The 19304-nt window shown below is 65.9% G+C and carries 20 protein-coding genes; 14 read left to right on the plus strand and 6 right to left on the minus strand.

Annotated features, from left to right (window positions below):
- Positions 1–96 precede the first annotated feature (96 nt).
- On the minus strand, positions 97–489 hold the full coding sequence (locus ACHL_RS05225; RefSeq protein WP_015936254.1) for a VOC family protein: 393 nt from the start codon (positions 487–489) through the stop codon (positions 97–99).
- Between the two features lie 253 nt (positions 490–742).
- On the opposite strand from ACHL_RS05225, the gene ACHL_RS05230 reads away from it, so the two are divergent.
- Entirely contained in the window at positions 743–1171 is a 429-nt protein-coding gene (locus tag ACHL_RS05230; protein WP_139187462.1) for a DUF2231 domain-containing protein, read from the plus strand.
- 98 nt (positions 1172–1269) lie between these two features.
- Here ACHL_RS05230 and ACHL_RS05235 read toward each other — a convergent pair whose 3' ends face one another.
- On the minus strand, positions 1270–1704 hold the full coding sequence (locus ACHL_RS05235; protein WP_015936256.1) for an ester cyclase: 435 nt from the start codon (positions 1702–1704) through the stop codon (positions 1270–1272).
- 300 nt (positions 1705–2004) lie between these two features.
- Here ACHL_RS05235 and ACHL_RS05240 point away from each other — a divergent pair, with 300 nt between their 5' ends.
- The gene (locus tag ACHL_RS05240) at positions 2005–2262 is read left to right on the plus strand and encodes a hypothetical protein (RefSeq protein WP_015936257.1); all 258 of its coding nucleotides are present in this window, start codon (positions 2005–2007) and stop codon (positions 2260–2262) included.
- Between the two features lie 60 nt (positions 2263–2322).
- On the plus strand, positions 2323–3087 hold the full coding sequence (locus ACHL_RS05245) for a DinB family protein (RefSeq protein WP_043793788.1): 765 nt from the start codon (positions 2323–2325) through the stop codon (positions 3085–3087).
- Between the two features lie 59 nt (positions 3088–3146).
- On the opposite strand, the gene ACHL_RS05250 is transcribed toward ACHL_RS05245, so the two are convergent.
- Together ACHL_RS05250 and ACHL_RS05255 are read right to left on the minus strand one after the other, a co-directional pair.
- Positions 3147–4016, minus strand: coding sequence for a universal stress protein (locus ACHL_RS05250; RefSeq protein ID WP_015936259.1), 870 nt, complete (start codon positions 4014–4016; stop codon positions 3147–3149).
- A 140-nt stretch (positions 4017–4156) separates the two neighbouring features.
- Complete coding sequence (locus ACHL_RS05255; RefSeq protein ID WP_015936260.1) at positions 4157–5833, minus strand: FAD-binding dehydrogenase; 1677 nt, start codon at positions 5831–5833, stop codon at positions 4157–4159.
- Between the two features lie 77 nt (positions 5834–5910).
- Between ACHL_RS05255 and ACHL_RS05260 the strand changes: the two genes are divergently transcribed.
- The 9 genes from ACHL_RS05260 (at position 5911) to ACHL_RS05295 (ending at position 15159) form a co-directional block, all read left to right on the plus strand.
- Positions 5911–6468, plus strand: a complete 558-nt coding sequence (locus ACHL_RS05260; RefSeq protein WP_015936261.1) for a GNAT family N-acetyltransferase — start codon at positions 5911–5913, stop codon at positions 6466–6468.
- Between the two features lie 193 nt (positions 6469–6661).
- Complete coding sequence (locus ACHL_RS05265; RefSeq protein WP_015936262.1) at positions 6662–8056, plus strand: OFA family MFS transporter; 1395 nt, start codon at positions 6662–6664, stop codon at positions 8054–8056.
- A gap of 1 nt (position 8057) precedes the next feature.
- Positions 8058–8201 (plus strand): MFS transporter small subunit, encoded by a 144-nt coding sequence (locus ACHL_RS24440; protein WP_015936263.1) that lies wholly within the window; start codon positions 8058–8060, stop codon positions 8199–8201.
- Between the two features lie 307 nt (positions 8202–8508).
- A complete protein-coding gene (locus tag ACHL_RS05270; RefSeq protein ID WP_015936264.1) occupies positions 8509–10392 on the plus strand; it encodes a beta-glucoside-specific PTS transporter subunit IIABC in 1884 nt (627 codons plus the stop codon).
- Entirely contained in the window at positions 10392–11843 is a 1452-nt protein-coding gene (locus tag ACHL_RS05275) for a glycoside hydrolase family 1 protein (protein ID WP_015936265.1), read from the plus strand. Before ACHL_RS05270 ends, ACHL_RS05275 begins: the two co-directional genes overlap by 1 nt.
- 35 nt (positions 11844–11878) lie before the next feature.
- Positions 11879–12709 carry a PRD domain-containing protein gene (locus ACHL_RS05280; RefSeq protein ID WP_015936266.1) on the plus strand — a complete coding sequence of 277 codons (831 nt, stop codon included), beginning with the start codon at positions 11879–11881 and terminating at the stop codon, positions 12707–12709.
- A 39-nt stretch (positions 12710–12748) separates the two neighbouring features.
- Complete coding sequence (locus ACHL_RS05285) at positions 12749–13015, plus strand: HPr family phosphocarrier protein (protein WP_015936267.1); 267 nt, start codon at positions 12749–12751, stop codon at positions 13013–13015.
- Complete coding sequence (locus ACHL_RS23345) at positions 13015–13704, plus strand: histidine phosphatase family protein (RefSeq protein ID WP_015936268.1); 690 nt, start codon at positions 13015–13017, stop codon at positions 13702–13704. The genes ACHL_RS05285 and ACHL_RS23345 overlap by 1 nt, the downstream gene beginning before the upstream one ends.
- A gap of 42 nt (positions 13705–13746) precedes the next feature.
- Positions 13747–15159, plus strand: coding sequence for an FAD-binding oxidoreductase (locus tag ACHL_RS05295; RefSeq protein WP_015936269.1), 1413 nt, complete (start codon positions 13747–13749; stop codon positions 15157–15159).
- Positions 15160–15180: 21 nt separating this feature from the next.
- Here ACHL_RS05295 and ACHL_RS05300 read toward each other — a convergent pair whose 3' ends face one another.
- Positions 15181–15900: a YoaK family protein gene (locus tag ACHL_RS05300; protein ID WP_015936270.1), complete on the minus strand. Its 720-nt coding sequence runs from the start codon at positions 15898–15900 to the stop codon at positions 15181–15183.
- A 194-nt stretch (positions 15901–16094) separates the two neighbouring features.
- Positions 16095–16523: a DUF2177 family protein gene (locus ACHL_RS05305; protein WP_015936271.1), complete on the minus strand. Its 429-nt coding sequence runs from the start codon at positions 16521–16523 to the stop codon at positions 16095–16097.
- A gap of 166 nt (positions 16524–16689) precedes the next feature.
- Between ACHL_RS05305 and ACHL_RS05310 the strand changes: the two genes are divergently transcribed.
- Together ACHL_RS05310 and ACHL_RS05315 are read left to right on the plus strand one after the other, a co-directional pair.
- Positions 16690–17559, plus strand: a complete 870-nt coding sequence (locus ACHL_RS05310) for a DUF1295 domain-containing protein (RefSeq protein WP_015936272.1) — start codon at positions 16690–16692, stop codon at positions 17557–17559.
- Between the two features lie 210 nt (positions 17560–17769).
- Positions 17770–18852 (plus strand): TerC family protein, encoded by a 1083-nt coding sequence (locus ACHL_RS05315; protein ID WP_015936273.1) that lies wholly within the window; start codon positions 17770–17772, stop codon positions 18850–18852.
- Positions 18853–19304: the final 452 nt, after the last annotated feature.

Consider the following 19304-nt stretch of genomic DNA (forward strand, 5'->3'; position numbering starts at 1 on the left):
TCTCCCCCAAAAAAGTTATCGAATTTCGTTATTAACGATATTCGATAATCTAGCGGGCGTGCCAGCCGACAGTCAATCCTTCGCGTCCGTTTGCGGCTACGCCGTGTGCGCGTCCCTGACGGCGGGCGGAGTCGCCCCCTGGAGCACCCAGCGGTTGCCGTCCGGATCGGCAAAGTGGGCAAACAGCACCCCGCCCATGTCCTGGACCTCGCTGATGTCCGCGCCGCGTTCCACGAGCTCGGCGCGAAGTGCGGGGAGGTCCGGCGCGACCAGTTGCAGTCCTTCCAGGCTGCCCGGCTCCATGGCGGTCATCCCCGTGCCGATGACAACAGATGTGGGCGAGCCCGGGGGAGTCAGCTGCACCACCCGCATTCCCGGGAAGTGCTCCACATCGTGGTCCAGCACGAAGCCCAGCTTTTCGGTGTAAAACGCTTTGGCCCGGTCAACGTCGGACACGGGAACCTGGACAACCTCAAGGCGCATTTCCATGGGCGTCACTCTACCTTCGTGCCAGTGCTTTCGCGGGGGAATTCCGGGGATACTGCCGATGTGCTTTCCTCAGCGCAGCCATCGGTACTGTTGTTGAAAACCGGTGCAATCCGGGGATGCGCGGAGTATCTTGTGGTGCATGCACAGCAAGGTGGCGGGCGGAAGCAACTACAGAAGGCTGCTTGCGGGACTTGAGACGGCCAGACCGTTGGACGCAGTGGTGGACAGGGCCCAGCCGGTAGCCAAACACCTCATGACTGACCGCCGGGTCAGGTCCGCCGTCCTGGGGGATACAACAGGAATTCCCCTGCACGGCATCCTCACGGACCTGCCTTTCGGAGCCTGGTGGATGGCCATCTTCCTGGACTTCTTCAAGGACGACGGTTCCCGCCAGGCCGCCAAGCGCCTCGTGGCGCTGGGCGTAGTGGGCGCCGTGCCCACAGCCCTCACCGGTTGGGCCCACTGGACTACCAAGGACCGGCCCATCCAGCGCGTCGGCGTCGTGCATGCCGCAGTCAACGCCACCGCCGTCGTCGTCTACCTGGCCTCGTGGACGGCGCGGCAACGAGGCCGGCACAAATTCGGTATCCGGCTGGCGCGGGCCGGAGCGGTCCTGCTGCTCGTCAGCGGCTTCCTGGGCGGGCACTTGAGCAGCGGGCGCACCGCCAGTCAAGGGCAATAGCCACCAGGGGCACCAAAGCAAGATGCCGTGGACACCTCCGCCAGGCGTAGGGATCCACGGCATCTTTGCGTGCGCCGGTGACGGGTTGGCCAAGGCGGTCAGTGCTCGGACATCTCCGGCATCAGCCCCAGCTGAGACAGGAACTCCACCTGGTCGAAGTAGAAGCGGTGCTCTGTGATTTCGCCGTCCTTAACAGTGGCGATGTCGCAGCTCTTCATCCTCAGCTGCTTACCGGTGGCCGGGAGGTTGTTCCCGGACGGGTGGGGCAGCGGACCGGTGTTGGTTCCGATGATGGTGCCTTCGTCGATGGCGACGTCCCCTGATTCATGCCGGGCGGCGTGTTCGTAGTGGACATCCGGCATGGCATCCCAGAACTGGTAGAGGTAGGCGGTGATGGCGTCCCGTCCCCGCAGCTCGCCTCGGTCCGGGGTGTAGGCCACAGCGTCGGCGGCGTAGCATCCGGCCAGCGTGTCCCTGTCCTTCTGGTCCATAGCCGTGGTTAAGCGATCCATGACTTCGCGTGCCTGTCCCATATCGACCTCCATTTTTGGGCGGCCTTCCGGAAGCGGAGGCCGCTTCGTGGACTGGCTTCTGCTGCTGTAGGAGCCGCTTTAATTCCACTACTGCCGCGACCCCCGGTCAACGGCTGGGACTACCAACCCCGGCGCCGGTTCGGCGCCCGGCGCGCAGTCACATTCCGTTGGGGGCTGCCGGGCGGTGCCGTATCCGGGCGGGCGCGCTAGTCTGGCCACACCACGCCGGAACGCGTGACCTGGGAGCAGCAGGCAGGGTTGTAATGAGCTGACCGACCCGCCTGCGAGCCGAGGAAGCTGATGCACCAGGACCACCAGACAGCACCGCCGCGGCCGCGGCGCAAGAAGACCCGGCACCCCCGGTTTGCGGTAGGGGACAGGGTGCACTTCGCCGAGGGGACCACCACCGGCACGGGCACCGTCGACGCCGTCACCTCCGACTACGCGATCGTCTGGGTATGGACGGACGAGGGCCAGGGCCGCCGCATGTTCCTGCAGGGCTGCGGCAGCATTATCTCGTCGGTGGCGGGCGAAGAAACGGACGACGCCGGCGCCTGAGCAGGTGCCGCCGCTGCGGATGCCTTGATGCGCGGGCCGTCACGCGGAATGATGGCGCGCATGGTTACCTTCACCGGATCCGATGACCTGCGCGGTGCCGCGTTCTCCGACGTGAGCCTCCGCGGGGCGCGGTTCATCCGGAGCAGCCTGTCCGGCGTCGTGATGCGCGGCGTGGAGATTGACGGCGCGGACATCGACGCGCCCTGGCTGCTGGAGGACGACGGGTCCCTGTACGTGAACGGCGTGAACGTGGCTCCGCTGATCGATGCCGAGCTCAACCGCCGCTTTCCCGGCCGGGAGCTTCGGCATGCGGCGGATCCCGCCGGCCTCCGTGACGCCTGGGACCGGCTGCAGGAAACGTGGGCTGCCACCACCCAGCGCGCGGCCCGGATGCCGCCAGGTACCGAGGATGTATCGGTCGACGGCGAGTGGTCCTTCGCGCAGACGCTGCGGCATTTGGTGATGGCCACGGACAAGTGGCTGCGCGGGGCGGTCCTGGGCATCGACAAGCCGTACCACCCGGCCGGCGAACCGAACGCCGAGTACGAGACGGACGGACTGGACATGTCCGTCTTCCAGGATGCCAAGCCCTCCTACGGTGAGTTGCTTGAGGTTCGGGCCGGTCGCGTGGCCATGGTGCGGGACTTCATCTCCGGCGCCACCGCCGAGGAGCTTCAAGCGACGCATCCCGCACCGGACGAACCGCGCTTCACCGTCACCACCCTCGAATGCCTGCACGTCATCCTGCACGAGGAATGGGAGCACCACCGGTTTGCGGTCCGCGACCTGGACGCGATCGACGCGGAAGCGCCGGGCCGCGGTTGAGCAGCACGGTCAGACAGCAGGTCTGGGCACCAAAACTCGGCACCGCCCCCGCGCCCGGATTACGCCTCGTGCGCTCCCTTGGCTGCGGGCTGGCGCCTTGAGACGAGCACCGGGCCCTTGGCATGGTGAAGGATGGCATGCGCGGTGGAACCGATGCTGCCCTTGATCACCCCATGTCCTTTGGTCCCGACGACGGTCAGGCGGGCGGCCTCGGCAGCGTGCAGGACGGCGCGGGGCACCGACGTGTCCGTGAGCAGCTGCTTCTCCACACTGAGTTCAGGTGCAAGCTCCCGGGCCTTTACGACGGCGGCATCGAGGAGTGCCTCCGCCGCGGCGCCGGGGTCCACGGGGTCGCGGACCAGCCGGTAGCCGGACGGAACCGTTTGGACATGAGCGATGACCAGCCGGGTGCCCTCTGCCGCAGCCGCGCTGCAGGCATCTTCAAGTGCCGGCGAACTCAAATCATCGACAGCCACCAGCACGGGGCCGCCCGGATCGCCGCCTTCCCGGATCACGGCAACGGGACACGGCGCCGTAGCTGCCAGTTCCAGGCTTACGGAACCGACCAGCAGTCCCATGAACCCTCCCAGCCCGCGGCTTCCCACCACCAGCATTTCCTGGTCCGCCGCTATCTTGGGAAGTTGCACGGCAGGGCTGCCGGACACCAGGCTGGTACGGACGTCTACGCCGGGGGAGGCCTGCTTCGCGTGGCCAACGCCCTCTTCGATCGTGATTTCGGCCGCCCGTTGCAGCCCGCTGTCCGCAATGCCGGGGACCGGGCCGAGGTTCTTGGTCAGCAGCGGCCAGAGGGTGCAGTGCACCAGGTGCAGCTGGACATTGCGCAGTGACGCCTGTTGCGCCGCCCACCGCACCGCCCGTGCGGCAGGTTCTGATCCGTCGTACCCCACCACGATGGCTTTGGATTCCACGATTCCCCCATTCCCAGGTGCCGGCCGCCACGTCGTCGTGTAGTGCCGGGGCCGTTTGCCTTATGCCGATCCTAGGGCAGGCCGGGCTTGAGGGCAGTGCCAATGGCCCCTGAATCGGACAGAACCTCCGGACACAAGATCTACAGCGTGCTCACCAGCGACCGTCCTACGGTCAGGCCGGTGAAGAGACAGCCGCCCAGGAACGTCCCTTCCAACGCGTTATAGCCGTGGGCGCCACCGCCGCCGAACCCGGCCGCTTCCCCTGCGGCGTAGAGGCCGGGGATGGGGGAGCCGTCCTGCCTGAGAGCCTGGCCGGCAAGGTTGGTCTGGATCCCGCCGAGGCTCTTGCGGGTGACCACATGCAATCGGACAGCGATCAGCGGGCCCGCGGCGGGGTCGAGGATCCGGTGCGGCTTGGCGGTGCGGAATAGCCGGTCGCCCAGGAAGCGGCGGCTGTTGCGGATGCCCGCCACCTGCGCGTCCTTGGAGTAGGGATTCCGTACTTCGGCGTCGCGTTCTTCGATTTGCCGCCGAAGGTCCCCGTGGTCCAGCAACGCCTCGCCGGTCAGGCCATTCATGCTACGGACAAGGTCCGCCAGGTTGTTTGCCACGACGAAGTCGGCGCCGTGCTGCTTGAAGGCTTCGATGGGACCCCCTGCACCCTTGCCCAGGCGGCTGCGGAGCAGCAGCTTGAGGTCACGGCCGGTGATGTCCGGATTCTGCTCGGACCCGGAGAGGGCAAACTCCTTCTCGATGATCCGCTGGTTGAGGATGAACCAGGAGTGGCTGTGCCGCTGGAGATCCGGGGTGGTCCGCAATAAGCGGAGCGTGCCAAGGGTGTCGTAGCCGGGCAACCCTGGCGCGGGCAGGCGGCGGCCCAAAGCATCGAACCAGAGAGACGACGGCCCTGGCAGGATCCGGATGGCGTGCTCCGGCCAGATGGGGTCCCAGTTCTGGATGCCCTCGGTGTAGTGCCACATCCGGTCGCGGTTGACCAGCCGCACGCCGGATTCCCCAGCGATGTCCAGCATGCGCCCGTCGACGTGTTCGGGCACACCGGTCACCATCTTCTGCGGCGGTGTGCCCAGCCGTTCCGGCCACCAGCGCCGTACCAGGGTGTGGTTGCCGCCAATGCCTCCGCTGGCGATCACCACCGCCTGGGCCCGCAGCCCGAATTCGCCCACAATGTCCCGGTTCGAGGAAACGCCGCGCGGCGAAGCGTCAGGTGCCAGGACCGAGCCCCGCACCCCGGTGACCGTGCCGCCGTCGTACGTTAAACCGTCCACCCGGTGCCGGAAATGGAACCGGACGCTACCAGTGGACGCCGCCGCCCGCGCCTTGTCCGCGAAAGGTTCGGAGACGCCGGTACCGGTGCCCCACGGGACGTGGAAACGAGGCACCGAATTGCCGTGCCCGCCCGCGCGGCCGTCACCGCGCTCGGCCCAGCCCACCAGCGGCGTGAACCGGATGCCCTGCTGATGCAGCCAGGAACGCTTCTCGCCCGCGGCGAACTCGACGTAGGCGCGGCCCCATTGCTGCGCCCACTCGTCCTCGGCGAGCGGTCCGGCCAGCCGGTCCCACTGCGCCGAGCCCTGCCAGTCCTGCCAGGCCAGGTCAAAGGAGTCCCGGACGCCAAGCCGGCGCTGCATGGGGCTGTCCACCAGGAAGAGCCCGCCCAGGGACCAGAACGCCTGGCCACCCAGGTTGGCTTCGCTCTCCTGCTCCACGACGGCCACGCGCTTGCCGGCCCGGACCAGCTCGTTGGCTGCCACCAGCCCTGCCAGCCCGCTGCCAATGATGATGACGTCAGCGTCCATCTGTATATCCGCCCTGGTCGAGAGGCAAGTGAGAGTCCATCATCAACCTACAGCAGCGGCAGGATAGGGTCGTGGACATGCTTGAACTGGTCTCACCGAATGTTTCCTTCTACCGTTCCTTTGCCGAGTCGCACCAGGAGTGGGCCGGCGCCCATCAGGACGGTGCCGGGCTGTTCGCGGGGGACGATGTCAGCAGCCTGGCGGGTTTCGAGGCCTGGGTGGACAAGCTGGCGAACGCCGAACAGGCGGACGGGACGGGCGGCATTGTTCCGTGCACCTACTGGTGGATCACCAGGGGTTCCCGGTACGTGGGGTCCATCGCTTTCCGCCATTACCTCACGCCGGCGCTGCTGAACTCGGGCGGCCACATTGGTTATGGCGTTCGCCCGGCCGACCGCGGCCAGGGCGTTGCCACCTGGGCACTGCGTGAAGTCTGCACCCGCCTGGCTGAACGGGGTGAACCGGACCGCGTCCTCCTGACCTGTGACGATGACAATGCTGCCTCTGCCCGGACCATCGAACGGTGCGGAGGCAAACTGGAGGACGTCCGGCCGGATGAGGACGGCGGGCGCTTCCGTCGGTACTGGATCGACCTGGCCAACGGCGCCCGGGAAGACGGTACGAACCCGCGGTGACCGCCAGCGCGAATGCAGGGGGAGTCCACCGCTCACCGTGAATCCTCCACCACTCACCGCAGAAATCCTACGTTTGCTGATCATGTGGCGGACGATGGCCGGAGGCGTGTTGAGGTGCCAAAAGGTCCGATGGTAGGGCCATGAGCCTCTGGACTGCCGGACACTGACGTCTATCGAGCAGGGGAAATCATCCATGGGCTTCCTGGACCGTGAAAGAACCATCGCGCCGGCGGGTTTCAACCGCTGGCTGGTACCGCCGGCGGCGCTCGCCGTCCACCTCTGCATCGGCCAGGCCTACGCCACCAGCGTGTACAAGACGGCGCTGGTCAAGCACTTCGGCGCCAGCCTCACCGAGATCGGCCTGATCTTCTCCATCGCCATCGTGATGCTGGGCCTGTCCGCCGCGATCATGGGCACGTGGGTGGACCGGAACGGCCCGCGGAAGGCGATGTTCACCTCCGCCATGTTCTGGGTGGGCGGGTTCCTCATCGGCTCGCTGGGCATCTTCACCCACCAGCTGTGGCTCGTCTACCTGGGTTACGGCGTGGTAGGCGGCATTGGCCTGGGCATCGGCTACATTTCGCCGGTGTCCACACTGATCAAGTGGTTCCCGGACCGGCCCGGCCTGGCTACCGGCATGGCCATCATGGGCTTTGGCGGCGGGGCGCTCATCGCCAGTCCGGTGTCCACGGCGCTGCTCAAGGCGTACGACCCCAACTCCGGCGCGCAGGGCTGGGTGGCCAGCGGTGATGCCGTGGGCAGGCTCTTCCTGACCCTCGCCGTCGCCTACCTCGTGTACATGCTGTTCGGCGCCTTCACCATCAAAGTCCCCGCGGACGGCTGGCGCCCGGCCGGGTTCGACCCCGCCAAGGTCAAGGCCGCCAAACTCGTGACCACCGAGAATGTCTCCGCCAAGAACGCCGTGAAGACCCCGCAGTTCTGGCTGGTGTGGGTGGCCCTGTTCTGCAACGTCACCGCGGGCATCGGCATCCTGGAGCAGGCTGCGCCCATGATCCAGGACTTCTTCAGGACGTCCGACGGCGCCTCCGCGGTGAGTGCCGCCGTCGCCGCAGGGTTCGTGGGGCTGCTGTCCATCGGCAACATGGCGGGCCGGTTCGCCTGGAGTGCCACCTCGGACATCACCGGCCGCAAGCGCATCTACATGCTGTACCTGGGCGTCGGGGCGCTGCTGTACACGGTGCTGGCGCTGGCAGGATCCAGCACCACCATCCTGTACGTGGCGCTGGCGTTCCTCATCATCTCGTTCTACGGCGGCGGGTTCGCCACCGTCCCCGCCTACCTCCGCGACCTCTTCGGCACCTTCCAGGTGGGTGCCATCCACGGGCGGCTGCTGACCGCGTGGTCTGCTGCCGGCGTCGCAGGCCCTTTGATCGTCAACGCGTTCTTGGATGCCCAGGGCAAGCCGGGCCAGCTGACCGCCGCGTCCTACCAGCCCGCGCTGCTCACCATGGTGGCGCTGCTGGTGGTCGGGTTTGCGGCGAACCTGCTGGTCAAACCCGTCAGCGCACGGTTCCACGAACCCCGCCCGGACCGCGAACGCCCGCACGAACCCGCCATGGAGGCCTGAGATGAGCAACAATCCCGCTTCACCGGACAACACGGCCGTGAACACCGCCACCGGAAAGCTAGCACTCGGCTGGGCCCTGGTGGGGGTGCCGCTGGCCTACGGCGTCTACGAAACCCTCACCCGGGTGGCGGCCCTGTTCGGCTGAGCCTTCGGCGCTCGACGGCGACCCGCGCCTGTGCCCCAGTCACGCACAGCATGCTTTTGGTGCACCCAACGACGGCGGGGCCACGGGTTTCCGGGGTTTACTCGCGGCCGCCGGGCCGAAAGCGTGCTGCGCGTGACGCATGACACGGTTGACCGCGGCCTTCAACACCGCTATTGTTCCTGAAGGACATGTGACTGGTAGTGCAGGCAGGATCCGATCCAATGCTCATAGAGCAGGGTCGGGTCCTTTTTTTGTGCCCGGAAAGCGCATTGGAGCGTGTTTGTCCCCTGAATCCAAAGGAGGATCCATGAGTACTCAGGAGGCCGCGAAGGCGATCCTGGAACACGTCGGCGGTGCCGGTAACGTGTCAAAGCTTCAGCACTGCTCAACCCGGCTGCGGTTCGCCTTGGCGGACGACAGCAAGGCCGACGAGGCAGCCCTGAAGGCAATTCCGGGCGTAATCGGCGTCGTCAAGGGCCCGCAGACACAGGTGATCGTGGGCAGTAAAGTCGCCGACATGTACGCCGCCGTGGAGAAGCTCCGCAGTGGCACCGCTGCCCAGGACGGCGCCCCGGTGGAACGCCGACCGCTTTCGTGGAAGCACGCCGGATCAACGGTGATGGACTTCATCGTTAGCGTCTTCACTCCGATCATTCCGGCCATCGCCGGTGCCGGCATTTTCAAATCCCTGCTGGTGCTCGCTTCCGCCGTCGGGTGGCTCAGCTCCAGCAGCGACAACTTCAAGGTCCTCTCGTCCATCCCGGACGCTGTCTTCGGGTTCCTCCCACTGCTGGTGGCCTACACCACCGCCAAGAAGCTCGATGTGAACCGGCCGTTGGCCCTCGGCATCGTGGGCGTCCTGGTCTACCCCGCCTTCACGGCACTCGCCACTCGCGAAGGCGGCGTGGACCTGTTCGGTCTCGACGTGCCGTCGGTGCCGTACAACGCCCAGGTTTTCCCGTCCATCCTCGCCATCCTCCTGCTGAGCGTCGTGGAGCGGTTCTTCACCAAAATTACGCCGGGCCCCATCCGGGTATTCTTCGTCCCCCTGATGTGCATCGTCATCGTGGTTCCGGCCACCATCTTCCTGCTGGGCCCGCTGGGCTACCAGCTCGGCGTCCTGCTGACCGCCGCCCTGATCGCCCTGTACGGCACCTTCGGCTGGGTTGCCGTCATGCTGCTGGCCGGTGTCCTGCCGCTCATCATTTCCGTCGGCATGCACAAGGCCTTCATCCCGCCCACCATCGCCACCATGGCCAGCGCCGGCCGGGAATCCTTCTACCTCGTGGCGTCCCTGGCCCACAACCTCAGCGAAGCAGGCGCTACGTTCGCCGTCGCCCTGAGGACCAAGAGCACGACGCTGCGCGCTACCTCGCTCTCCGCCGGCGTCTCCGCGCTCTTCGGCATCACCGAGCCCGCACTCTACGGCGTCACCCTGCAGAACCGCCGGGTCCTGGTCTCCGTCATCATCGGCAGCATGTCCGCCGGTGCCTACCTGGGCCTGGTCCAGACCACCGCCTTCGCCGTTGTGGGTCCCGGCGTCGGCAGCATCTCCATGTACGTTGACGCCGCCAACCCGTGGAACTTCATCAACGCCCTGATCGGCCTCGGCATTGCACTGGTGGTGTCCTTCACCCTCGCGCTGTTTCTGTGGCGCGACTCCGACTCCGCCACGCTCCGCGTGATGGGCGGAACCGGGACCGCCGTGGAGCCCGCCAACGGCGCCGGCCACCTGGCCAGCCCGATGACCGGCGTCATCGTGCCCCTCGACGACGTGGACGATTCGGTGTTCTCGGCACGCATCATCGGCGACGGCGTCGCGATCCGCCCCACCGATGGCGCCGTCCGGTCTCCGCTTGCTGGCGAGGTGACGGTACTGATGGATTCCAAGCATGCCATCGGCATCCGCGGAGATGACGGCGTCGAAATCCTGATCCACGTCGGCATCGACACCGTCCAGCTGGACGGTGCCCCGTTCACTACGCATGTCGCCGTAGGCGACCGTGTGGTTGTTGGCCAGCTGCTTGTCGAGGCAGACCTCGCCGTGATCAGCGCCGCTGGCTACGACACCACCACTCCTGTCCTGATCGTGAACTCGAAGAACTACGACGTCACGGTGGAAGAGGCCGGCAGTGTGACCTCCGGCCAGGCACTCCTGGCCACCAAGGCAAAAGAGAAGGAGCTCGTCTGATGACGCTACCCAAGGGATTCCGATGGGGCGGTGCGGTTGCCGCCAACCAAGTCGAAGGTGCCTGGCGGGAAGGCGGCCGCGGCCCGGCCGTCTCCGACGTGGCCAGCTACAAGCCCAACGCCGACCCCACCGAATACGCGCTGCACCACGCCTACACCGTTGACGGCATCAAGGCAGCACTGGCAGACGACGACGTCGCGTACTACCCCAAGCGCCGCGGCATCGACTTCTACCACCGCTACCCCGGGGACCTAGCACTATTCGCTGAGATGGGCTTTACTACCCTCCGGGTCTCCATCGCCTGGACCCGGCTGTACCCCACCGGCGAAGAGCTGGAGCCCCTCGCGGAAGGCGTCGCCTACTACGAGGCGCTGTTCACGGAGATGCGCCGGCTGAACATCGAACCCCTGGTCACACTCTCGCACTACGACCCGCCCATGGCCCTGGCCCTCAAACACAACGGCTGGGTGGAACGCAGGACCATCGAACTGTTCGAAAGGTTTGCCCGGACCTGCTTCGAGCGCTTCGGGCACCTCGTGAAGATGTGGCTGACGTTCAACGAGATTGACGGCATCATCCGGCACCCGTTCACCTCCGGCGGCATCATCGAAGAACTCGTCGAGGGTGACCTCGAACAGGCCTGCTATACGGCCCTGCACCACCAGTTCGTCGCATCCGCTTCGGTTACCAGGATGCTGCGCGAAATCTCCCCGGACGCACAGATGGGCTGCATGCTCACCATGCTCACCACCTATCCGAACACCTGCCACCCGGACGACGTCGCGGCCACCCAGGCGAAGGAACGCCTGCTCTACCTGTGCACCGACGTGCAGGCCGGCGGCGCATACCCGCGCCTGGCCCTCCGCGCCCTGGAGCGGCGCGGCGTGAAGATTCCCTTCGAGAAGGGCGACGAGGAACTGCTCAAGGAGCACCCGGTCGACTTCATCTCCTTCAGCTACTACATGTCCATGACCGAGTCGGTCCGGCCCGATGCCGAACGGACCCCCGGAAACACCGTGCTTGGAGTCAAGAACCCGTTCCTGCCTTCCAGCGAGTGGGGCTGGCAAATTGACCCGGTAGGCCTGCGCATCTCGCTCATCGACCTTTACGACCGGTACGGCAAGCCGCTGTTCATCGTGGAGAACGGCCTTGGCATGCGGGACGAGCTCACCGACGACAGGAAGATCCACGACCCCTACCGGATCGACTATTTCCGCGCCCACTTCGAGCAGATGATCCAGGCCGTCGAGGAGGGCGTGGACCTCATGGGCTACGTCAGCTGGGCACCCATCGACCTGATCTCCGCCTCCAGCTCCCAGATCTCCAAGCGGTACGGTTTCATCTATGTGGATCAGGACGACCTTGGACAGGGAACGCAGGAACGGCTCCGGAAGGACTCCTTCTACTGGTACCAGAAGGTCATCGCGTCGAATGGTGCCGACCTTGCCTGACGGCCATTGGGCTCCCCAAACACCAGGATGCCCGAGTGCACACGATTAAGAAGGTTCTCAACTCCAGCGTCGTGCTCGTCGAAGACGGGCGCGGCGTGGAGCGGGTGCTCCTGGGCAAGGGGATCGGCTACGGCCAGAAGGCAGGGCAACAGATTGCCGCGTCCGAGGGCGAACGGGTGTTCGTCGCCCTCGACGACGCTGACAAGCGCAACCTGGTGGAGCTGCTGGCCCAGATTCCTGCCGAGTTCATCGACCTCACCCGCAGCATCGTGCACGACGCCGAACAGGCCGGCCTGGCACTTGACCCGCACATCTACCTGGCGCTGACCGACCACCTGCACTTCGCCGTCGACCGGCAGCGGCGCGGGCTCAAAATCGTGAACAAACTGGCCTGGGAGATGCGGACCATCTACCCCAAGCAGTACGAGATCGGCGTCAAGGCCCTCGCGGCGATGCAGGACCGGCTCGGTGTATCGCTGCCGGACGACGAGGCAGCCAACATCGCCTTCCACCTGGCCAATGCGGACGAAGGCAGGGCCGGCGTGGATTCACTGCAGGTGGTCCAGCTCATCCGTGAGATCACCACCATCGTGTCCCACACGGCCGCCATCCAGCTTAACCGCGAGGACCTCCACTCCGCCCGGTTCGTCGCGCACCTGCAGTACCTGGTGGAACGGTTCTTCACCAGCAAGCTCCTGCACAGTAACGACGACTTCCTGTTCCACAGCCTGAGCCAGCGGTACCCGCGGGCCGTTGCCTCGGCCGAGCGGGTGCGCGCCTTTGTCCACGGCAAACACGGGGTCATGCTGCCCAATGAGGAAGTCGCGTTCCTTGCCCTTCACATTGCCCGCGCCGCACCCGAATAAGTCTTTCCGATTCAACACCACCCACTGAAAGGCCATCCCTTGGCACAACGCATCACGTCCATCGCTTCCGCCGTCGGACTCCACGCCCGTCCCGCATCGATCCTCGCCAACGCCGCCTCGGAGTCCGGGCACGACGTCACGCTCACTGCCAAGGGCCGGACGGTCGACGCCGAAAGCCTCCTTTCCGTGCTCAGCCTCGGCATCGTGCACGGAGACGAAGTAGTGATCACCGTGGAGGGCGCCGAGGACGAACGCGTGGCCGACGAGATCACCGCGCTGCTCGCCACGGACCTCGACAACGACTGATGCCGGCTGCCCGCATCCACTTCGTCCGCCACGCGGAGACGCTGTTTAACGTCAACGGGCAGCTGCAGGGCTGGTGCGACTCTCCGCTCACCGACCGGGGAGAACGCCAGGCAGCAGCCCTGGGCGAGCGGCTGCGGCAGGTTCCGCTGGCCGCGGCCTTCTGCAGCGACCTCACCCGGACCCGTACCACCGCCGCGGCGGCACTGGCCGGGCACCCGGACGTGGCCCTTAAGGAGATGCCTGAGCTGCGGGAGTGGCACTTCGGCGCTTGGGAGGGCCAGCCCAATGCCTCCCTCTGGGGCCCGGTCTTCCGGGACCACGGCTACACCTACGCCCCTGCCTCGCCCGACTGGCCACAGATGACGGCCGGCGGCTATGACACCGTGATCGACGCCGTGCACCGGCACGATCCGAGCTGCCGGGCAGAAAACGCCCGGCAGGTCCGCGACCGGCTGGCGAAGGGGCTGGACGTGGTCACGGCGGCCGCCGGACACGCCGCCGCCACCGGCGCCGGCGAAATTCTGGTGGTCACGCATGGTGTTGTCCTGGGAACGCTGCTCCGCCAGATCGCACCAGACCACGTCCTGGCCGGCGGATTTCCCAACTGCGGGCTGGTCACCGTCACATGGCGCGACGGCACCGTTACTGTCGGAGAGACGGACGATTCCTGTGCCGTGGCACCCGCCTAAACCGGGATCAACCCAAACACCAGAACTGCGAAGGAACTGCACATGATTGAGCCGGCGGTGCTGACCGAGACACTCTCCCACGACCTCGCCGCGCTGGCACCGGGCGGGCAGGTCCTCACCGATGACGCGTCGCTGGCGGAATACAGCCATGACGACGCCGAGTGGGCGCCCTTCGAGGCACCCCTCGCCGTCGTCCTCGCAACCAGCACCACGGAAGTCGCCGCCATCGTCAAATATGCGCGCAAACGGGGGATCCGCATCGTTCCCCGCGGTTCCGGGACTGGACTGTCCGGGGGAGCGAACGGAGTGCGGAACTGCATCGTCGTTTCGCTGGAACTCATGCGCGAGGTCGTCGAGATCAACGTCGACGAGCGGTACGCCGTGGCCCAGGCCGGCGTCATCAACGACGCGCTCCGGGAGGCCGCGGCTGCCGTCGGGCTTTGGTATCCGCCGGACCCGGCCAGCTCGGCCATCTCCACCATCGGAGGCAATGCCGCCACAAACGCCGGCGGCATTTGCTGCGTGAAGTACGGCGTCACCCGCGACTACGTGCTGGGACTGACGGTGGTCCTCGCCGACGGGGAAACCGTTCATCTGGGCCGGCGCACCGCCAAGGGCGTCACCGGCTATGACCTGACCGGGCTGATGGTGGGCTCCGAAGGCACCCTGGGCATCATCACCGAGGTGACGGTGAAGCTCCTGCCGCTGGCCGGCCGCGTGGAACAGGGCATCATCGGCTACTTCCCCTCGCTGCCGGCCGCGGGAGCCGCCGTCGCCGCCGTCTCGTCGGAGGGGATCGTCCCGGCAGCCCTCGAACTCATCGACCGGACCTGCCTGCGCGCGGTGGACGACTGGCTGCAGCTAGGCCTTCCGGCAGACGCGCACGTCCTGCTGCTCGCCAAGGTGGACGAACCCGGTGCCGCCGGCCGTGAACTGGCGGACCGCGTCGCGGCGATCTTCACGGCCGCCGGGGGAGTGGACGTTGAACAAGCCGCCGACTCGGACGACGTTGCCCGGCTGTTCCTCGCGCGCCGCATGGCCTACCCGTCGCTGGAACGCCTTGGCCCGGTCCTGACCGAGGACGTCTGCGTGCCGCGCTCGGCCGTGCCGGAGATGCTGTCCCGGATCCAGGCTTCGGCCGCGAGGCACGACGTTGTCATCGCGAACATCGCCCACGCCGGCGACGGGAATTTGCACCCGCTCATCATCGCTCCCGAGGGCGACCTCGACGCGAAGGCCCGGGCCAAGGCTGCGTTCGACGAAATCGTCGATGACTGCCGGGCCCTCGGCGGCACCGTCACCGGCGAACACGGCGTGGGCCTGCTGAAGCTGCCGGGCGCCGCCGTCGAACTTGAACCTCGGGTGATCGGCATGCACCAGGCGGTGAAGGATGCGCTGCACCCGGACGGACTGTTCAACCCGGGCAAGGCGTTCCCGCAAACTGCTAAGGCTTAGCGTCCAGGCGCTTTTGGTGATTTACGACGCCGGCTCCGCAACAGGAGCCGCCGCATCCTGCCGGGTCACCGCATTCCAACCCACCACGGCCACGAAGAGGGTGATCAGGGCGGTCATCAGCACGCCGAGGCCGATGTGGATCTGCAGCAGCACGGTGCCCAGCGCCGCCCCGGCCATGATCAGCCCCACCGCCGCGAGCCGTCGGCCCCAGAACGGATGGGTGCCGGCACCCAGGCGCGAATCGGCTGCCAGCCCGGTGATGGTGGAGGTAACCACCACGGTGGACACATCCTTGACGTTGAGGTGGCGGGCAGTGGCGGCCTGGACGCCCATCGCGACGGCCAGGGCACCCGTGATCGCCACCGTCAGGAGCTCGTTGTCCCGCGGTGTAACCCCGCTGAGCAGTGCTATGGCCACGGCGGCCATCACGGCGCCCACGCCCGCCAGCAGCCCGGTGGTTCGGTGCGTCCAGCCTGACTTGATGGTGCGCAGGGTCCGCCCGGACACCAGGGCGCCCGCCATGAATCCTGCCAGCGCCACGATCGGCCCCAGGACCGGCAGGTTGTCGCCGCCCATCAGCGCCATGCCCAGGATCACCACATTGCCGGTCATGTTCGCCGTGAAGACGCGGTCCAGGCCGAGATAACCCACCGCATCGATCACCCCCGTGGAAAACGTCAGCATCAGCATGAGCACCAGGTGCAGCCGGGACGGGTCGGCGGGGAAGAAGCGTGCGGGCATGCGGTGGCCTTTCACGGGTCCGGGAACGGGGGGGAGGCCGGTTGGCCGGCTTTTCCAGTATGCGCCCGTGTCACGCAGAGCACGCTTTAGATGACGCACGACGGCGGAGCCTTGGTATTTGCTGGGTCTGCCGCCGTCGGGCGGGCCAACAGTATGCCCTGCGTGACGCCGGGTGCGCGGAACCTAAGGCGGGGTCAGGCAGCCCGCTCCGCCAGCCGCCGTCGTAATACCAGGGAGGTCAGCCAAGTGACGAGGCTGCAGGCCGCGGCGCCCCAGAGAATGTCCGTTACCGCCACGAGGGCGGTGAAGTCCTTAAGGACGGCCAGCGCGGTGAGCGCCCAGGTGGCGTAGGTGAAAAACCCGAACAGTGCCGCACCGGTCACGCGTTGCCGGAGGGTTAGGCCGGTGCTGTTGGGCCGGACCCCGAAGTGCACCATCCCGGCCACGAAGATGACGTAGAACAGGACGGCTGCCACAAAGTTGGTCTCCTCCGCGAGGATGCCCCCGATGGCCGATTTGTACAGCGGATTCGCCACTCCCAGGATCCACACCACGTCCAGTACTGCGAAGATGAGGGCGGCGACGGCATAGGCTGTCAGCCAGTTTTTGGTTCGATGGCTCATGCTGTGCTCCTGGAATCGGTGGACGGCTGCAGTGGCAGTTCGGCGCCGACGGGGTGTCCGGACGGGTTCACCCATACAAAACCGGTTTGGCTCCGAAGACTGGGTGGGCGGGCAGACCGCGCCGCGCAGCAGCGTGCGGCAGGCCAGGGGAAAGGACCTTGAAGCAATGAAGGACAAGAGCCGTAAGGCGCTCATCAGTGTAGGGCTCGCGGTGGTGGCCGCAGTGCTCATCGCCTGGGCGGGAAGCCAGGGCGGGTCGGAAATCGGCGGCTTCCCTGTGTTCGCTCTGGGTGTGGCGGCCGCAATGCTGATCCAGTGGCTGGTGTTCATCCCTTCCTTCGCGAAGCAGACCGAGAAGTTCTACGACCTCACCGGCGCCCTGACCTACATCTCCATCACGGTGTTCCTGGTGCTGGCCAGCCCGGGAATCGACGCCCGCGGCATGCTGCTGGCGGCAATGGTGGTGCTGTGGTCCCTCAGGCTGGGCGGCTTCCTCTTCCTCCGCGTCATGAAGCACGGCAAGGACGACCGCTTCGATGAACTGAAGCCCGATTTCGCCCGCTACCTCAACACGTGGACCCTTCAGGGGCTGTGGGTGGTGCTCACCGCCGCTCTGGTCTGGGTGGCCATCACCTCGGACAAGAAAGTGGGCCTGGACGCGTTCTTCTGGGTCGGCCTTGCCGTGTGGATCCTGGGCATCACCGTGGAAATCATCGCCGACGTGCAGAAGACCCGGTTCAAGAACAACCCCGACAACCAGGGCCACTTTATCTCCACGGGGCTCTGGTCCAAGAGCCGGCACCCCAACTACTTCGGCGAAATCACGCTCTGGGTAGGCGTCGCCATCATCGCCCTGCCAGTGCTCCAGGGCTGGCAGTGGGCTGCCCTCGTCTCGCCGGTCTTCGTCACCCTGCTGCTCACCAAGGGCAGCGGCGTCCCGCCGCTCGAGGAGAAGGCGGACAGGAAGTGGGGCGGCCAGCCGGACTACGAGGAGTACAAGAAGAGCACCCCGGTACTGGTGCCCAAACTCTCGTAGGCGGTTCCGCCGCGGAGAAGCGTACGACGGCGGCACTTGAGCGGGTGCCGCCGCGCATAGGTTAGAATTGACGCATCAAGGGGAGTACTCCCGTCTGTGATAGGCCCGTCAATACGGATGCAGCGAAGCGTCCCGGGCCATCGGCTCCGGTTCAACCGGGCGGAGGAGACCTTGGCGTATCTGTCAGCGCCAACCCCTTGGAGTACCCAAATGCAGGTAACACCACTCATCTGGATCATCACCCTTGCGGTGACCGTCCTGTTCTTCGTTTACGAGTTCTTCGCGCATGTGCGCAAACCCCACGAGCCGTCCATCGGTGAATCAGCCCGCTGGTCCGCCTTCTATATCGGACTGGCGTTGCTGTTCGGTGTGGGGATCGGTATGGTCTTCGGCTGGAACTTTGGCGGTGAGTACTTTGCCGGCTACCTCACCGAGAAAGCCCTCTCGATCGACAACCTGTTTGTCTTCCTCATCGTGATGAGCGGGTTCGCTGTCCCGAAGAAGTACCAGCAGAAGGTGCTGATGATCGGCATCGTCATTGCGCTGATCCTGCGCGGCGGCTTCATCGCCATCGGCGCGGGCCTGATCGAGAACTTCTCCTGGATCTTCTACATCTTCGGCGCGCTGCTGCTGTTCCTGGCTTACAAGCAGGCGTTCGGCAGCCACGAGTCCAACCCCGCCGATGGCAAGTTCATGCAGCTGGTGCGCCGCGTCCTGCCCGTCACTGACGAGTACCACGGTGACAAGCTCACGGTGAAGAAGGACGGCAGCCGCTTCTTCACCCCCATGATGCTCACCATCATCGCCATCGGCTTCGTGGACCTGATCTTCGCCGTTGATTCCATCCCAGCCATTTACGGGCTGACCAACGAGGCGTACATCGTCTTCACCGCCAACGCGTTCGCCCTGATGGGCCTGCGCCAGCTGTTCTTCCTGATCGGCGGTTTGCTGGAACGCCTGGTGTACCTGGCCCAGGGCCTGGCAGTGATCCTCGCCTTCATCGGCGTGAAGCTCGTCTTCCACGCTCTGCACGTCAACGAGCTGTCCTTCATCAACGGCGGCCAGCCGCTCCTGTGGGTCCCGGAAATTCCCATCTGGTTCTCGCTGGTGTTCATCGCCGCCACCATTGCAGTGGCCACGGTTGCCAGCCTGATGAAGACGCGTGGCGATGGCGACAAGAACGACCGCCACACGGTGAAGGGCGGCCCGGTTACCGCTACGTCCGAGGAGGACCGGGAAACTGGTTCTTCTTCCGACGACGACATGAGCCCGACTGTCCGCGCGCAGAAGTAGCCGCTGTGACCCACCGCATATCAGGCAGTTTCGGCCGCTAGGGCGGTTGGGGAGTGCTGATGGCCCTCAGGATCCCTGTGTTTGTGGGGGTTTTGGGGGCTGTTGGCTGTTGTGGGGGACCGATTTGCGGTGGGGTTGGTGGGCGTGTATTGTTTTCTGAGTCGCCGCCGCTGATGCGGAAAGAAAGCGACCGACCCCCTTTCTGAACAGCCTGAAAATGGTTCGCAGATTTGCGTGCCGGATTAGGGTGGGGGCCCTTCCTGTGGTGCTTGTGGATGGCGGAAACGCCGGTTTGCAAAGCTTCCGGGGATCGGGTAAGTTTGAAAAGTTGCTCCGGAGCGATCCTGAACAGAAATTGTTTGGGTGGTGCCGGGTGTGTCTGTTGTTTGAGAACTCAATAGTGTGCCAAGTTTGTTGATACCAATTTATCGTAATTGGTTGAATTTGCTGAA

Source organism: Pseudarthrobacter chlorophenolicus A6, assembly GCF_000022025.1.
GTDB classification, from domain to species: Bacteria; Actinomycetota; Actinomycetes; order Actinomycetales; family Micrococcaceae; genus Arthrobacter; species Arthrobacter chlorophenolicus.

What these genes read in the sequence shown, in the direction of transcription:
- ACHL_RS05310 (WP_015936272.1), top strand. Translation starts at nt 16,690, where the DNA reads ATGAAGGACAAGAGCCGTAAGGCGCTCATCAGTGTAGGGCTCGCGGTG.
- ACHL_RS23345 (WP_015936268.1), top strand. Translation starts at nt 13,015, where the DNA reads ATGCCGGCTGCCCGCATCCACTTCGTCCGCCACGCGGAGACGCTGTTT.
- ACHL_RS05275 (WP_015936265.1), top strand. Translation starts at nt 10,392, where the DNA reads ATGACGCTACCCAAGGGATTCCGATGGGGCGGTGCGGTTGCCGCCAAC.
- ACHL_RS05240 (WP_015936257.1), top strand. Translation starts at nt 2,005, where the DNA reads ATGCACCAGGACCACCAGACAGCACCGCCGCGGCCGCGGCGCAAGAAG.
- ACHL_RS05260 (WP_015936261.1), top strand. Translation starts at nt 5,911, where the DNA reads ATGCTTGAACTGGTCTCACCGAATGTTTCCTTCTACCGTTCCTTTGCC.
- ACHL_RS05305 (WP_015936271.1), bottom strand. Translation starts at nt 16,523, where the DNA reads ATGAGCCATCGAACCAAAAACTGGCTGACAGCCTATGCCGTCGCCGCC.
- ACHL_RS05245 (WP_043793788.1), top strand. Translation starts at nt 2,323, where the DNA reads ATGGTTACCTTCACCGGATCCGATGACCTGCGCGGTGCCGCGTTCTCC.
- ACHL_RS05295 (WP_015936269.1), top strand. Translation starts at nt 13,747, where the DNA reads ATGATTGAGCCGGCGGTGCTGACCGAGACACTCTCCCACGACCTCGCC.
- ACHL_RS05230 (WP_139187462.1), top strand. Translation starts at nt 743, where the DNA reads ATGACTGACCGCCGGGTCAGGTCCGCCGTCCTGGGGGATACAACAGGA.
- ACHL_RS05265 (WP_015936262.1), top strand. Translation starts at nt 6,662, where the DNA reads ATGGGCTTCCTGGACCGTGAAAGAACCATCGCGCCGGCGGGTTTCAAC.
- ACHL_RS24440 (WP_015936263.1), top strand. Translation starts at nt 8,058, where the DNA reads ATGAGCAACAATCCCGCTTCACCGGACAACACGGCCGTGAACACCGCC.
- ACHL_RS05235 (WP_015936256.1), bottom strand. Translation starts at nt 1,704, where the DNA reads ATGGGACAGGCACGCGAAGTCATGGATCGCTTAACCACGGCTATGGAC.
- ACHL_RS05300 (WP_015936270.1), bottom strand. Translation starts at nt 15,900, where the DNA reads ATGCCCGCACGCTTCTTCCCCGCCGACCCGTCCCGGCTGCACCTGGTG.
- ACHL_RS05270 (WP_015936264.1), top strand. Translation starts at nt 8,509, where the DNA reads ATGAGTACTCAGGAGGCCGCGAAGGCGATCCTGGAACACGTCGGCGGT.
- ACHL_RS05255 (WP_015936260.1), bottom strand. Translation starts at nt 5,833, where the DNA reads ATGGACGCTGACGTCATCATCATTGGCAGCGGGCTGGCAGGGCTGGTG.
- ACHL_RS05315 (WP_015936273.1), top strand. Translation starts at nt 17,770, where the DNA reads ATGCAGGTAACACCACTCATCTGGATCATCACCCTTGCGGTGACCGTC.
- ACHL_RS05225 (WP_015936254.1), bottom strand. Translation starts at nt 489, where the DNA reads ATGGAAATGCGCCTTGAGGTTGTCCAGGTTCCCGTGTCCGACGTTGAC.